General features: G+C 37.9%; 13 protein-coding genes. 3 read left to right on the top strand and 10 right to left on the bottom strand.

What is annotated here, in order from left to right:
- Window positions 1–5: 5 nt before the first annotated feature.
- The 6 genes from AC1Z3T_RS03970 to AC1Z3T_RS03945 form a co-directional block, all read right to left on the bottom strand.
- Window positions 6–1,880 carry an ABC transporter ATP-binding protein gene (locus AC1Z3T_RS03970; protein WP_167387391.1) on the bottom strand — a complete coding sequence of 625 codons (1,875 nt, stop codon included), beginning with the start codon at window positions 1,878–1,880 and terminating at the stop codon, window positions 6–8.
- 284 nt (window positions 1,881–2,164) lie between these two features.
- A complete protein-coding gene (locus tag AC1Z3T_RS03965) occupies window positions 2,165–3,307 on the bottom strand; it encodes an alpha-hydroxy acid oxidase (protein WP_100885366.1) in 1,143 nt (380 codons plus the stop codon).
- A 297-nt stretch (window positions 3,308–3,604) separates the two neighbouring features.
- Window positions 3,605–3,892: a hypothetical protein gene (locus AC1Z3T_RS03960; RefSeq protein WP_100885365.1), complete on the bottom strand. Its 288-nt coding sequence runs from the start codon at window positions 3,890–3,892 to the stop codon at window positions 3,605–3,607.
- Window positions 3,889–5,451: a PepSY-associated TM helix domain-containing protein gene (locus tag AC1Z3T_RS03955; protein ID WP_100885364.1), complete on the bottom strand. Its 1,563-nt coding sequence runs from the start codon at window positions 5,449–5,451 to the stop codon at window positions 3,889–3,891. The genes AC1Z3T_RS03960 and AC1Z3T_RS03955 overlap by 4 nt, the downstream gene beginning before the upstream one ends.
- Before the next feature lie 3 nt (window positions 5,452–5,454).
- Window positions 5,455–5,733 (bottom strand): hypothetical protein, encoded by a 279-nt coding sequence (locus tag AC1Z3T_RS03950; protein ID WP_004830455.1) that lies wholly within the window; start codon window positions 5,731–5,733, stop codon window positions 5,455–5,457.
- 60 nt (window positions 5,734–5,793) lie between these two features.
- Window positions 5,794–7,953, bottom strand: coding sequence for a TonB-dependent siderophore receptor (locus AC1Z3T_RS03945; RefSeq protein WP_100885363.1), 2,160 nt, complete (start codon window positions 7,951–7,953; stop codon window positions 5,794–5,796).
- Between the two features lie 249 nt (window positions 7,954–8,202).
- On the opposite strand from AC1Z3T_RS03945, the gene lpxB reads away from it, so the two are divergent.
- On the top strand, window positions 8,203–9,378 hold the full coding sequence (gene lpxB, locus AC1Z3T_RS03940) for a lipid-A-disaccharide synthase (protein WP_100885362.1): 1,176 nt from the start codon (window positions 8,203–8,205) through the stop codon (window positions 9,376–9,378).
- Window positions 9,379–9,577: 199 nt separating this feature from the next.
- Here the strand turns inward: lpxB and AC1Z3T_RS03935 are convergent, their stop codons facing one another.
- The gene (locus tag AC1Z3T_RS03935) at window positions 9,578–10,450 is read right to left on the bottom strand and encodes a DUF2797 domain-containing protein (protein ID WP_005031961.1); all 873 of its coding nucleotides are present in this window, start codon (window positions 10,448–10,450) and stop codon (window positions 9,578–9,580) included.
- Window positions 10,451–10,482: 32 nt separating this feature from the next.
- Between AC1Z3T_RS03935 and AC1Z3T_RS03930 the strand changes: the two genes are divergently transcribed.
- Together AC1Z3T_RS03930 and AC1Z3T_RS03925 are read left to right on the top strand one after the other, a co-directional pair.
- Complete coding sequence (locus AC1Z3T_RS03930; protein ID WP_004830460.1) at window positions 10,483–10,953, top strand: DUF6231 family protein; 471 nt, start codon at window positions 10,483–10,485, stop codon at window positions 10,951–10,953.
- Between the two features lie 125 nt (window positions 10,954–11,078).
- Window positions 11,079–11,678 carry a YidB family protein gene (locus AC1Z3T_RS03925; protein WP_199959699.1) on the top strand — a complete coding sequence of 200 codons (600 nt, stop codon included), beginning with the start codon at window positions 11,079–11,081 and terminating at the stop codon, window positions 11,676–11,678.
- 53 nt (window positions 11,679–11,731) lie between these two features.
- Here the strand turns inward: AC1Z3T_RS03925 and AC1Z3T_RS03920 are convergent, their stop codons facing one another.
- From AC1Z3T_RS03920 to glnL, 3 genes are all read right to left on the bottom strand, one after another.
- Window positions 11,732–12,457 (bottom strand): hypothetical protein, encoded by a 726-nt coding sequence (locus AC1Z3T_RS03920; RefSeq protein ID WP_151781475.1) that lies wholly within the window; start codon window positions 12,455–12,457, stop codon window positions 11,732–11,734.
- A 118-nt stretch (window positions 12,458–12,575) separates the two neighbouring features.
- Window positions 12,576–14,060, bottom strand: coding sequence for a nitrogen regulation protein NR(I) (glnG, locus tag AC1Z3T_RS03915; RefSeq protein WP_004830464.1), 1,485 nt, complete (start codon window positions 14,058–14,060; stop codon window positions 12,576–12,578).
- On the bottom strand, window positions 14,050–15,156 hold the full coding sequence (gene glnL, locus AC1Z3T_RS03910) for a nitrogen regulation protein NR(II) (protein WP_004830465.1): 1,107 nt from the start codon (window positions 15,154–15,156) through the stop codon (window positions 14,050–14,052). The genes glnG and glnL overlap by 11 nt, the downstream gene beginning before the upstream one ends.
- Between the last annotated feature and the right edge of the window lie 224 nt (window positions 15,157–15,380).

Here is a 15,380-nt window from a genome sequence, read left to right as displayed (position 1 = left end):
TTGTATTAGCTCAGGCTTGCTTGTTTCTCTTCATCTTCTAGTTTGATTTTTTGCTCAGGTTCAACTAAAAAGCCACCAGTCTGTCTTTGCCACAAGTGAGCATAAATCCCATTTTGAGCAATCAACTCTTCATGTGTGCCTTGTTCTGCAATATGGCCTTGATCTAAGACAATTAAGCGATCCATTTGTGCAATAGTTGAAAGGCGATGAGCAATTGCAATGACTGTTTTATTTTCCATCAACTCATCAAGGCTGGATTGAATCGCAGCTTCCACCTCAGAGTCCAAGGCGCTGGTAGCTTCATCTAAAATTAAAATCGGTGCATCTTTTAAAAATACACGTGCAATTGCAATACGTTGACGCTGACCACCAGAAAGCTTTACACCACGCTCACCAACATAGGCATCGTAACCTGTACGTCCTCTTAAATCGGAAAGTTGAGGAATAAACTCATCAGCTTTTGCTTTACGTACTGCTTCATACATTTCTTCATCAGTCGCATCTGGGCGACCATATTTAATATTTTCGGCAACTGTACGATGTAATAATGAAGTGTCTTGTGTCACAAGTGCGATATTTTTTCTCAAGCTGTCTTGAGTAACATCTTCAATATTTTGACCATCAATGCTGATTTTGCCATTATTGATGGTGTAGAAATGTAGCAATAACTGAATTAGTGTTGATTTACCTGCTCCAGAGCGACCCACAATACCAATCTTTTCACCTGGTTGAATATTCAAATTAAAATGATCAATCACATTTTTACTGTTGTAGGCAAAAGTGACATCATCAAATCGGATATTGCCTTGGCTTACCACAAGCGGTTTTGCATCCTCTTTATCTTGAATGTTAATTGGGCGACCAAGCGTTTGCATACCATCTTGAATTGTCCCTACATTTTCGAACAGGGCAGAAGTTTGCCACATCATAAACTCAGCCATGCTGTTTAATTTAAGAATCATAGCAGTGGTTGCGGCAATCACACCGATGGCAGCTTGACCCTGTAGCCATAACCAAACCGCGGTCCCCAAAACCCCAAAAAATAAAACCGCAGTCAGTAAATTAATGCAAATTTCATATGAAGTACCTAAACGCATTTGTTTAAAGACAGTGCGCATAAATTCTTTCATTGATTCTTTTGCATATTGGCTTTCACGCCCTGCATGTGCAAATAATTTTACAGTTTGGATGTTGGTATAGGCATCGGTCACTCGACCTGTCATCACTGCGCGAGCATCTGCTTGTTCTTTGGAAATACGTCCTAATCTTGGAATAAAATATTTTGCTGCACTGATAAATAGTGCTAACCAAACCAGAAGTGGAATCAGTAAAATTGGAGAAATTGAGCCTAATACAATACTGATGGTAATAAAGTAAATCACGACATAAGTGACCATATCACCCAAGATTACCCAGAACTCACGCACAGCAAGCGCAGTTTGCATGACTTTGGCTGACAAACGTCCTGCAAAATCATTATGAAAGAAATCTAAGCCTTGACGTAACAGTAAGTTGTGAAATCTCCAACGCAAACGCATTGGGAAACTACTGTATAAGATTTGGTGTCTAACAATAGATTGCATGTTGGCAAAGAAGATATTTGCCAACAAGATCATGGAAAGCACAATCAAATTATCACGGTGATTGGACAAAAAGTCTTCTGGTTTAGATTGTGTCAACCAATCAACGAGATGACCAATTTGTGAAAAAAATAGTGCTTCAAAGCTGGCTGTTGCAGCAGTGAACAGTATTAAGATTAATAAATAGCGTTTAACACCAGTGGCAGCCTGCCAAACAAAAGCAAAGAATGTCGTAGGTAATGGTTCGTTTAAACCTTTCGATGGATATGGATCTACTAACTTTTCAAACCATTGCAGCAACATAAAATCCTCATGGAAATTTTATAGATTGATTAAATTATAGCGGTGAAGTGATGTCATTGACTGAAATGCTGGAATCAGTTTAAGCAAAATTCAGTAATATTGGGAGAGTAAAAAATTGAAATTGATTGTATCGTTTTAGTGGGGATTACACCAGTTTTTTATATCGAAAAAAAGCGATTTAATTTATTGATCATGTCAATTATATCTTTGATGGATCTGTTTGAATCACTGGAATGGATATTCAATCGTTGAATATCCAATTTGACGTGAGTCGGCGAGGCTTATCTTAAAATGCTTTTATCAATGTCCTGAATATTCACTTTCCCACAGAATGCCATACTTAAATCCAGTTCTTTTTGAATGATTTCCAAGACGCGATATACACCTTGTTCTCCATAAGCACCTAAACCATAAATAAATGCTCGACCAATTAAACAGCCTTTAGCACCTAAAGCGATGGCTTTTAAAACATCTTGTCCACTACGGATTCCACTATCAATATAGACTTCTGTTTTGTCTTCGACAGCGAGTACAATTTCCTCAAGAACTGAAATGCTTGATGGAGCACTATCCAGTTGTCGACCACCATGATTGGAAACAACAATTGCATCTGCTCCAGCATTTACAGCAGCGATTGCATCGTCCACTTCCATAATGCCTTTGATAATCAGTTTACCGCCCCATTGTTGTTTGACCCATTCGACATCTTTCCAGCTTAACTTCATGTCAAATTGCTCAGTTGTCCATGCAGCAAGAGAACCCGTATTACTAATCCCATCGACATGTCCGACGATGTTACCAAAGCTTCTTCTTGGAGTCTTAAGCATAGCTAAGCACCAAACGGGTTTGGTACACATATTGATAAGATTGCCCAAGGTTAATTTTGGAGGTGCTGATAAACCATTTTTAATGTCTTTATGACGTTGTCCCATGATTTGTAAATCAGCCGTTAACACCAATGCAGAACATTTAGCATTTTTTGCACGTTGAATAAGCTGTTGCATAAAATGTCGATCTTTCATCATGTACAGCTGAAACCAAAAAGGTTGTGTGGTTGCAGCAGCGACATCTTCAATCGAACAAATACTCATGGTTGACATAATATAAGGAACACCAAATTTTTCAGCAGCTTTGGCTGCAAGAATTTCGCCATCGGCATGTTGCATACCAATTAAACCAGTAGGCGCCAATGCCACCGGCATGGAAACAGATTGTCCTAACATTTCGGTTTTCACGGAACGATTGTCCATGTCCACCAAAACCTTTTGTCGAAACAGGTATTTTTTAAAATCCTCACTATTTTGCTGCCATGTCTGTTCTGTCCATGAACCTGAATCACAATAATCAACAAACATTTTAGGAACACGTCGATGATAAATTTCACGCATATCTGCAACGCAGGTGATTTTTTGTAATGTGGTCATGATGATTCCTTGTTGAATTGTGCAATTGCAATTCAAATTGTTATTGGGGAAGAATGATAAGGATTATTCTAAGACGATTATTTTAACAATAAGTAAAAAATAGATGAAAAGTAAACTAAATGGTTGAATTTTATTCACTGGTTTTGACTCAGTCATGTTTCCTCTAAACACTGTATTGTTGCTTATTCATACAGTGTTTTATTTGTTAAAGTAAAAATGTAGTTCAGTTTTTTTGTCTATCTTGTCATATATTTTTAAAGATAAAGACTCAAGGGCTTCTTGGAGGAAAGGGTACTGCTATTTTTTGGTTTTAGGTTTTAAATCATTTATCGACAGAATTAATCCAAACAGTAGTGGTGTGCTGAGCACACATAAAGCAACAAATGAAATGCTATCACCATACTCTAGGTTATAGAGCAACAAGGCAATGACAATGCAAATGAATGCAGTGAGTTTTACAGATTTAACATGTTTGCTAAGCACAGAAAATCGACTCTTCTTTGTTTTATTAATCTGTTTAGAACTGACAAGGTAAAGTCCATAACTTGCTATTAAAATCAACAATGATGCAAGAGCAAATATCATGAGCTTATTTCCTGAATTTGTTTGTGGGCTAATTTTTTCTGAATTTTTGCTACAGCTTTATTTTGAATTGGTGTAATTTTTTGATGTAAAAATATACCTAAGAACGCAATCATCCAAATCATGATATCTACACGTAGGAATAACCAATAATCATGGATTGAATGAATATAATGGTTTGAAATAAGATAATAGAGATTGAAAATTGGCAATGCTAATGTCATTACAATAATTAGTTTAAGCTGTGTTTTCCACAAATATTGCTGTTTAGAAACTAGAGCAATAATCAAGCTGAATAGCCATAAATAGAAAAAAGTATAGATTTCATAATTAGGACCATCTGCTTTTATACTGACAATTCGGTTGGCATATAAGTAACCTAACATGGCAATCGGTAAGCCAAGAATTAGTGCTGTGTTTAATCGATTGACCAAGTAGTGTCCAAAGTGAAATTGGTCATTTTTCTTTTGAAGTTGGCGTTTTAGGCTCCATAATAATAAACCAGAGGCAATCATTGCACAGCCCAGCAAGCCAGAAAAGAACAAAGCTAATCGCAAAAGTGGTTGAGCAAAATTTGCCATATGTAAACCATACATGCTCGCATTTAATGTTGCGATGGCACTGTTATTACGCGTGTTGCCTAAGATTGTGCCTGTAGCGCCATTAAAACTCATTTGTGCTTGATTTCGAGTGATGGAATGGTCTTCCAAAGCTGTGACTGTTACTTTGGCTAATTGTGTGTTCGGTTGGTCCACAGCGATATGATCAAAACTGGTTTTTCCCCATTGTTGTTGCGCTTGTTGGAGAAAGTACTGAATTGGTTTCATCTTTTCAGGTATTACAGTTTGGTCTTTCGCTGTTGTTGAAATATTGCGAATCTCATCGAAATATTGAAATGGATTGTCTGGATAAGATTTTTTCATACCCGCAGGAAAGAGTAAGTAGAAAAAGATAGCTAGCCCTGTAAAGGTAATGGTTAAGAAAAAAGGCAATGCAATGACAGAGCTCATATTGTGGAAATCCAAATACGAGCGTTGACCTTTAAAGGCTCTTAAAGTAAAGAATTCAGTGAATATTTTTTTATGCGTAATGATGCCCGAAATTAAGGTAATAAACATAATCAGTGCAGCAAAGGTAACAATTAAACGCCCAATTGCATAGGGAATGCCATATAGCTGATAATGGAAACTATAAAAAAAATCGCCGCCTTGTGTTGCAGAAAGACTGAGTTCTTGACCAGTATTGGCATCTAAAGTTTTACTTTCGTATCCACCATCTGCTTTTTGCCAATAAATCTTATTGACTGGGCTATTCGGATTGGCGATACCGATATACCAACTTTTAGCATTGGGTGCATTTTTCTGTAGATAATCATAAGCAGATTGCACAGCCGTTTGTTGATTGACTTGCATACTGGCAAATTGTGGTTGCATCCACATATTCACTTCATGCCGATAGTAAGTCACAGTACCGGTTAAAAAAATTGCAAACAATAACCAACCAAAACTCAGACCAATCCAAGAGTGTAACCATGCCATAGATTGACGAACAGATTTATGCATGAGCTAACCTATGAATTTTGAAAAGAGAAAGAGGGCAATCATGAGTATGAGGCTGATTATCGATAGCTTTTTTAAAGAATGTACACAAAAACTGATAATCACAAAAACAATGTAAAAAAACAGTGCGATAAATGCGGCCAAATAAATAGACTCGGCTTTTGCCAAGTAAGGATAAAATACATCAATCAATGCGACTGATAATAAATAGCTACCTGCATAGCCAATACCGAATGCCAGTATAAAGCGGTATAACACTGATAAGGGGTAAAGAACAGTTTGCATAAAGGGCACTTTTTTACAATTAAAAACGCCTTAATCACTTAGGACTAAGGCGAGTTCCGATTAATATTTAAATTTTACAGCAACACTATAGTTGGCTGGTGCACCATAAAATGCCTGACCATCTGGAAAACTATATAAATATTTTTTGTCTGTTACATTGTTTGCATTAGCCTGCAGCGATATATGATTGTTTAAATCATAACTGGTCATCAGATTCACTAATGCATATGCATCTTGGGTAATTGTACTATTGATTGAGGAATCATACAGCTTGGTGGCTTCTTGCCATTGCAATGATGCACCCACTTTAAGTTTTGGTAACGCAGGTACAGTATAGGTGGTCAAAAGATTAATGGTTTGATTCGGATTATAGGTCCGTGCATCGCCACCATTTTTTAAATCTTTTAAGCTAAATTGGCTATAACCAAATGCGATATTTAAGTGATCAGTTAGTTGCCCAGCCAAACCAACTTCAACACCTTGAGAGCGTAAGTCGCTGGTTTCCACCTTACGATTGAGTGGGTTTCCATCAGAATTGCGTAGAGGATAATTCGTTTGTTCTGTACGGAACACAGCCAAGGTTCCAGTAAGTTTGTCATCTAGCCATGAACTCTTAATACCCGCCTCATAACTTTCACCCTCAACAGGCTTGAGTGCTTTATTATCCGTTCCTAATCCAGATTGTGGACGGAAAATAGAGGTATAGCTTAAATAACCAGTATATTCTGGAGTGAAGTTATAGGTAATTCCAGCATAGGGTGATACTTTGTTTTCATCATAAGTGGCTGGCTTGTTGTAATTATAACCCTCACTTTTCGCTTGAACATAATTTAAACCAAGTAATAGTTTTAAATCATCATTTAAGTGCAGGCGTGTCGCTGCATATACTGAATTGAGCTTTTGCGTATAATTTGAGGCATCACTAAAAGCTGACCAAGTGATTGATTGAGGTGTCCAACTTGCCCAATTGGTAGTTAGTTGACGTGCATACCCAAGAGAATCGTCATTTTTAATATTACTATCGTTGATAAAACCATTAGATTCTTGGTCATGCTGTTTACTTTGCAGATAACTATAACCTAGAGTTGCTTCATGCTCACGACCAAATAGTGAATATGATCCTTGTACATTCAAATCAGCAAAATGACTTTTTAGACTTTCTTTGCCACCCCAAGCAGTAAGAGCGACATCTCCACCATTTTGATCAGGATAACCATAATAATAGAGTAAGTTACTGTTATGATCGGTTTGGGTATAATTATAGCTAAGCTTGGCTGTCCATTTTTCATTAATCTTTTGCTTTAACTCTGCAAAAGCATTTTGTGTTTTGTTGTCCCAATATGCCCAATCTGGATTGGGGTTATAATCACGGTTATAAGAAAGTTGCTTTCCATCTGCACCTAGAAGTGGCAAAGCACCCCAGTTATTTGCATTTGGTTTATTTTGTTGTTGACTATAACCTACGGTAAGTAGGGTGGAATCTGTCAGGTCTGCACCAATGATGCCTGAAAAGCCATTCTTCTCTGATGAATAACGATCGAGATAAGAATCCCCAGTTTGCTCGTAGCCCATCAAGCGACCACGAATGCTACCATCTTTATTCAACGCACCAGAAACATCTGCCTCATAACGTTGAGTATTCCAAGAACCATAACTAATACCCGCATTGGCTTGAAACTCTTGCGTTGGTCGTTTACGAATATAATCAATAGTTGCACTTGGATCGCCGAAAGCATTGGTCAGTGCATCTGCACCTTTAATCACATCGATTCGATCATAAAAATAAGTGTCTGGATTGGTGTTGTTATAATTATAACTACTTGAAGGGAATCCAACCCCATCCGTTAATAGATTTGAGATTTCAAAACCACGAGCAGTATAGGTTGAGCGCTCAGTTTCTTGATTGCTGACAGTGATTCCAGGCGTATTACTCAAGGCATCTCTGGTACTATTCATTGCAAAATCATTCATTTGCTGACGTGTAACGACGTTAACTGTTTGCGGAGTTTCTTTAACTGGGATGTTCAGTTTAGCGGCGCTGGTTGATTTTTTAACGATATACGATTTGCTTTGCTCGGAGCTTAATTCCGTTTGTTCAGCTGTCGCTTGAACGGAAATCGTAGGTAAGTTTTGTAAATCTTCGGCAAAACTTTGTTGTACAGTGAAGATGGTTAAACTCATGATCGAGAGTTTAAAGCTGCTAGGGAGAGAATTGATCATTGCGGTCTTAAATGATAATAATTATCGCTTAGTTTATTGTTTGTCTATCTGTGAGACAATAGTCGGCTAATTGAAAATATAAATAGAAAATAGATTAATGATAGAAAACTGAGTGAATTGTCATCCAACATTATTGTTATAAGCCGTTCCAATCCGTATCAAGCTTTATCCTGATTGTATAAAGGCATTGCGGTGAAACTAATTTGACTATGCTATGATGCATGTATACTGCAAAATGGGAAGAATATCTTGCAAAATCGGAAGCTTAAAATTGGAATTGTTGTCGGTGAAGTGTCAGGAGATACTTTAGGGGCTAAACTTATTCGTAGTTTTCGTGAACAGGGTATAGATGCTGAGTTTGAGGGGATTGGTGGACCTCAAATGATCGCGGAAGGATTCAACAGTTTTTATCCAATGGATATTTTATCTGTAATGGGGATTGTGGAAGTCCTTAAAGATTTAAAAAAGCTGTTTGCGGTACGTGATGGTTTGGTTGAAAAATGGTCTGTCAATCCAGTCGATATTTTTATTGGTATTGATGCTCCAGATTTTAATCTACGTTTGTCGAAGAGTTTAAAACAAAAAAATCTGCCAATTAAAACGGTTCAATATGTCAGCCCATCCGTTTGGGCGTGGCGACAAGGGCGTGTGCATGGGATTAAAGCCTGCATCGATCTCGTGCTTTGTTTATTTCCTTTTGAAAAAAGCTTTTATCAACGCTATGCTGTACCTGCAGCATTTGTGGGACATCCGCTTGCCAGTCAGCTGCCTTTACAAAATCCAATCTTGGATGCCAAACAAGAGCTGGGTTTAGATCTCAGTCAAAAGCACATTGCGTTATTGCCTGGAAGTCGCCGTGGTGAAATTGAACGACTTGGACCTTTGGTTTTAGATGTTGCAAATATTATTCATCATAAATATCCTGAGTATCAGTTTGTTATCCCTGCAATTAATGATCAGCGCAAACAACAAATTGAAGCATTATTAAAGCATTATCCAAGTGATTTGATCGCAAAAATTCACTTGTTGGAAAATACCGATAAAGAGTCAAAAATTGGTCGTCAGGTTATGAATGCTGCAAATATTGTCGCCTTGGCTTCAGGTACAGCAACTTTGGAAGCTTTATTGTTGCATCGACCAATGGTCACTTTTTATAAACTCAATTGGCTGACTTATGTGATTGCCAAGTTACTGGTCAAAATTCCTTATTATTCTTTACCGAATATCATTGCAGGAAAGAAAGCAATTCAAGAGTTGATTCAAAAAGATGCTACGCCTGAAAAATTAGCACATGAGATAGAAAAGTTGATGGATATTGAAACTGCTCAAATTCAGGTGATGCAGTTGATTACAATGCATAAGCAGCTTTTGGCAGGAAATAGTGAAGATCCAGTACAAGCAATTTTAGCACTGTTAAAATCATGACTACAAAGTTAATCGTTTGATTAAATGATTGAATTAATTTATTTAATTCTAGTAATATTGAGTCGTAGACTTTTTATATTGGTTGTTTGCAAGTTTTCAGGAAGCCTACTGGTTTGGCAAGAAATTTAATAAAAAACTCCTCCTAGATTTAAATCAGAGAGGAGTTTTATAAATATTAAATTCGACGCAAAACGGATGATTACTCTGCCCGAACTTTAAGTTCATAACCTGTATATTTACGGATATTAATCACACCCGTATCCATAATTAAATATTGACCTTTAATCCCTTGTAATTTGCCACGAATAATTGGTGTTTTATCTAGATTGTGAGATTTAATCTTTTCAGGATAAATATCAACAGGGTAGACAAATTCACGCGGTAATTCTTCTTCAAGCAATTCAACTGTCTCGTTAAACTCAAGGTGTTGTGCAAATTCATCTCGAATGGTTTGAATTTTAGGTGCAAATTCTTGTACCAACTCATTACGTATTTCAATCAGATTAATCGGTTCAGCTTCGCCTTTTAACAACTTGCGCCAATCTGTTTTATCAGCAACCTGTGAACCAAACATCACTTCAAGTTGTCCAGATAAACGGCGTGAACCCACTTTCATAATTGGTAAAGCTTGAGTTGCGCCTTGATCTAACCAACGTGTAGGCATTTGACCTAAGCGGGTAATTCCTACTTTTAATGCACTTGAATTCGCTAGATATACAATATGCGGTTGGAAGCACACTTCATGCGCAAAATCATCTTCTCGACAGGTGCCTAAATGATAGTGGCAAGTTTCAGGCTTCATAATGCACATATCGCAAGATGCTTTGGTTTTCATACATTTAAAGCAGTGACCTTGTGAATAAGACTTAGGCGTTTTCGCACCACAAGAAACACAGTATATATTTCCAGTTGCTTCAATCTCAATTTCTTGTCCCAAACTAAATGGAAGCTCGATTTCTGAGCGATCTAATATAAATTTATATTCAACATTTGCCTTATGTGTTTGCTGATCAGTTAAACTAAGGTCTTTAAGACCTGCATGCATTTTATGACAAATGCCTTGTAGTTCCATGTTTAATTACTCGCTTCAAAAAAGGTGCAGTTATGGCTGAGCAAAATGTCATCACTTCAATGCTAGACGATTTATCGCAAGAACAGCCAATTCAAACTGCATTGTGTATTGGGCAAAATTTGGCGCAATACTCTACAAATTATTCAATTCAGTGGTCCTATTTTAACGTATCTGAGTTTTTAAATCTGCCTTTTACCCAGCGATATGATTTAGGATTTGTTGTTTTAGATACAGAAGATATGCTAGGTGTTTCAGATTTGCATAAATCGCAACTGTTGGTGAAGTTGCGTGATCTTTTGGCAAGACGAATCGTGGTGGCTTGCAGGCTCAATGATGAGCATTTGCTTAGATCACTGGGCTTTACTCAATTGATTGACAAGACCTCACATGAAAATGATTTTGCACTATGGCAATTTAATATTTTAACCTACAAACATGTACCAGACTGGTTTAATTCTAAGTTTTGGGCAAACCCTGAAAACTGGAATAAGTTTCGTTGGTAATGTCTGTGTGTGTGGGGTAAAAATTACATTAAGACATTGCAAAAATTAACAATTCCAATTTTGGTGAATATATTAAAGCCAAGTATGCTGTAGTCGTGTCATAAAACTTAAAAAAGGAAAACTTCATGACAGATTTAACAAATATTGTTGAAATTTTAGCAAAACAAGCACTTGGCGGACAACAACAATCACAAGGCGGGCTTGGTGGCGGATTAGGCGGTGTATTGGGTTCAGTGCTTGGTGGTTTAGGTGGTCAACAACAATCACAAGGCAGTGGACTGGGTGGGGTATTGGGTTCAGTCCTCGGAGGCTTAACAGGTGGTCAACAACAAGCACCTCAGGCAAGTGGTTTTAATGCTTCTTCTTTATTGATTGCAGTGGTTCCGCTAATTTTAGGGTGGATTCAGCAAAATGGTGGGTTGCAAGGGGCTTTGGCTAAACTGCAAGGTGCAGGTTTGGGCGGACAAGTTCAAAGTTGGGTTGATCCATCACAAGGCAATAGTGGAATAAATGTAGATCAAATTCAAAGTTTGTTTGGTGGTCAACAAGTTGAACAAGTTGCTCAACAGGCTAATGTTCCGACCAATGAAGTGTATGGTGCAATTTCAACAGTGCTACCGCAAATCATTGATTCACTTACACCACAAGGTGATGCTACGGATCATAATGAAGCCAATGGCGATATTCAGAATGTATTGAACCTAGTCTCAGGTTTTATCAAATAAGCTGTATTTTTACCAAAAAAAGCCAGTTAAAGCATTTTTAACTGGCTTTTTGTTTATTTGGATTCAGGTTCTGGATCGTCACCAATAGCTTCACTGCTTTTCACTTCACCATTGGCTTTTCTTTTAATATATTTAATTTGCCCATAACCTTCAGCATACCATTCATCTAGCGTGCTATCGCCAATTTGCGAGACAAAATGACATGCATTGTTGAATTTTAAAGTATTGTTGTTATTGTCAATTAAGCTGAGATTTTCAAAACCAACAAATTCAATATCAACAGTTTTATTATTTTCAGACTTGTCTGTATTGTCTAGTTGAGATTCAATAACAGCATTATAAGTCATCTGAAATTTTTGATGAGGCTTAAGGTTAGATGGAAAGGTTGGAAGAGGAGGTTGATAGGTGGTTTTGACCAATACGTCATTGGGATTTGAACCCAGTGCGGCAATACCATAATCTAAATTCGCCAACATGGTACGACCCGTGAGATCGTAGATATAATCTGTACGAACACCAGCACCTTGTCTCACAATTGCAATTGCATTCTGATCGTTAAACATTGTTGGAATAATTTGAATCTCAGTTTCATCACTGTTGTTTAAAGTGAACTGTTTATTGGCTTCTAGCTTAAAACAATCATCTGAATTGGCAGCTTTCAGCGGTTTTTCTTCTGCTACTTTTTCTGCCTGATGCTCTACATTATCATGCGGTTTGTTTTTAGAGCACGCAACAGTCAAGATTGAAAGTAAGCCGATAACAATAACAGTTTTGTTCATTTTTATCCTAGCGATAAAGTTTAATTTCACGTGGCTATTCTTAACGATAGGCACATAAAAAACAACCATATTCTTAGCAAATATGGTTGGAGTAAACTTTATATTTATGAGTGGTTTATTATTCAGCTAATACAGTTTTATCTTCCTCTTCATCATCTTCAGTGGAGTCCATGCCTAATTCTTTGAGTTTGCGGGTTAAAGTATTACGTCCCCAACCCAATAACTCAGCAGCATGGCGTTTGCGTCCACGTGTTTGTTGTAGTGCTGCATTAATCAAGGTCCGTTCGAACATTGGCGTGGCAATGTCTAAGATTTTCATCTCGCCATTTTTGAGTTTTTGAATCGCCCATTGACCTAAAAGTTCATCCCAATGGTGTAGTGCAATACGATCAACGCCTGCTTGAATTTGTCCTTGATCGTCGGTTTTGCTGATCGGAATCTGTTTTAGCTCAGAAGGTAAATCTTCTGGGTAAACTTCACGACCCGTGATCATTACAGTTAACCATCGGCAGGTGTTTTCCAATTGGCGCACGTTACCTGGCCAAGGAAGTTTCTGGATGTATTCTTGTGTTTCTGGGCGTAAAATTTTAGGACTTACGCCAAGTTCTTTACCAGCACGTGCCAAGAAGTGTTGTGCCAACATTGGAATATCTTCAGAACGATGTGCCAGTTTAGGAATATGAATGCGAATCACATTTAAACGATGGTATAAGTCTTCGCGGAAACGACCATCGTGTACAAGTTTTTCTAAGTCTTGGTGTGTGGCAGCAACAATACGTACATCTACACGTACAGGAATATGTCCTCCAACACGATAGAATTCACCATCAGCTAAAACACGTAGCAAACGGGTTTGTGTTTCAAAAGGCATATCGCCAATTTCATCTAAAAAGAGCGTACCGCCATTGGCTTGCTCGAAGCGTCCTTGACGCTGTGTGTTGGCACCTGTAAATGCACCTTTCTCATGTCCAAATAATTCAGTTTCAATCAAATCTTTTGGAATGGCAGCCATGTTTAAAGCAATAAAAGGTTTGCTGCTTCTTGGTGAATGGCGATGTAAAGCATGAGCAACTAATTCTTTCCCTGTTCCAGACTCACCATTGATTAATACGGTGATATGAGATTGAGAGAGTCGTCCAATTGCACGGAAAACCTCTTGCATGGCAGGAGACTCACCAATGATTTCAGTAGACTGAATCGGGGTTGCTTTTGCTGATTCTTGTTGTTGTAATTTATTGATATGTAGAATGGCACGATTGACCAGTGCAAGCGCTTCATCAATATCAAAAGGTTTTGGTAAATACTCAAAAGCACCTGTTTGATAGCTCGATACTGCAGATTCTAAGTCTGAGTGGGCTGTCATGATAATCACAGGAAGATCTGGATAACTTCCTTTGACTTTGCCTAAGAAGGTGAGACCATCAATACCTGGCATTCGAATATCTGTCAGAATGACATCTGGCGCATCGGTTGGCAGTTGATCTAAAGCAGATTGTGCTTCTTCAAAACTGGTCACATCAAAACCTTCTTCTTTGAATGTTTTTTCCAAGACCCAACGCATAGCTCGGTCGTCATCGATCACCCAAATTTTATTATGCGACATGGTTAGACTCCCAAGGTAAATATAGGCTAAATACTGTTTTTCCCGGAACAGATTGGCATTCAATCATTCCGTTATGTTGATGCATGATGTTTTGTGCAATGCTTAAACCGAGTCCAGTCCCTTTGGCTCGACCGGTCACAAGTGGATAAAAGACGGATTCTAAAATTTCCTCAGGTACACCAGGACCGTTATCTTCGATATCAATACGAATAGCTGATTTATTTAATACGCCATTAATGGTGACAAGGCGTTGGATGCGTGTACGCAATATTAATTCGGGTTGATGATCAATGAAGAATTCTCGATTTTCTGTCATCGCTTGAACTGCATTGACACTAATATTCAACATGACTTGAATCAATTGATCTCGATCTGCTTTTACATCAGGTAAAGAAAGATCGTAGTCACGCGTAATTTTAATTTTTTTCTTGGTTTGATTCACGATCAGTGAACGAACGCGTTCCAATGGTTCGTGAACATTGACCGCTTCATAACTTGGAAGTTGGCGTGAGCCGAGCATGGTGTCTGCTAAGTTTCTTAAGCGGTCAACTTCACTGATAATAATATCTGTGAATTCTGCATATTGAGGATCGTTTAAACTTCGTGCTAAAAGCTGAGTTGCACCCCGAATACCGCCCAATGGATTTTTAATCTCATGTGCAACGCCACGTATGAGTTGTCGTGCGACTTGATGTTGTTGAATAAGATTCTCTTCTTTTGAAATTTTCAACATCCGATCAATTGGATTCAATTCTATTAACAATAATGGGTGATAGGGTTTGCCAGTATTTAGTTGAGATACCGAGTAATCAACATGCATGTCTTTAAAATTGACATTGATAATCGCTTCACGGCGTGTATAGGCTTGACCTGTTTTAATGGTGTTGTTGAGTGCATCCAAAGTATTAAAGCTATCGTTTGGTGCATGCAAGATATTGATTACAGGCTGACCAGCAGCGCGAAACAAACTAATATCAAACAGGGCTTCGCAAGATGAATTGAGATAAAAAATATTTAGATTACAATCGACCAAAAGGATTGCTGTGGTTAAATTATCCACAAGCAGTCGATAGTCAATGGTTGGGTATTGATCCATTAGCAGAGCTTTCCTGTCTTAAAATAGCGCAATGGCATCTGCACCTCTATTCTATTTATCCCAATCAAGGGTATTGAATTGATATAAATCGTGCTCATATAAAGCAAGATGCGCGCCAACTTTTATTTATTGCGCAGTTTTCTTACATGAATAATAAAAATTGCGCATTTAACGACCTTTATTCCCTGTACATCAGCCATCATGATATTAAGCTATCATGATGG

This window comes from Acinetobacter sp. B-6 (assembly GCF_056930735.1).
The sequence above is the reverse complement of the archived record's forward strand: the minus strand, read 5'-3'. Positions and strand labels throughout refer to the sequence as shown.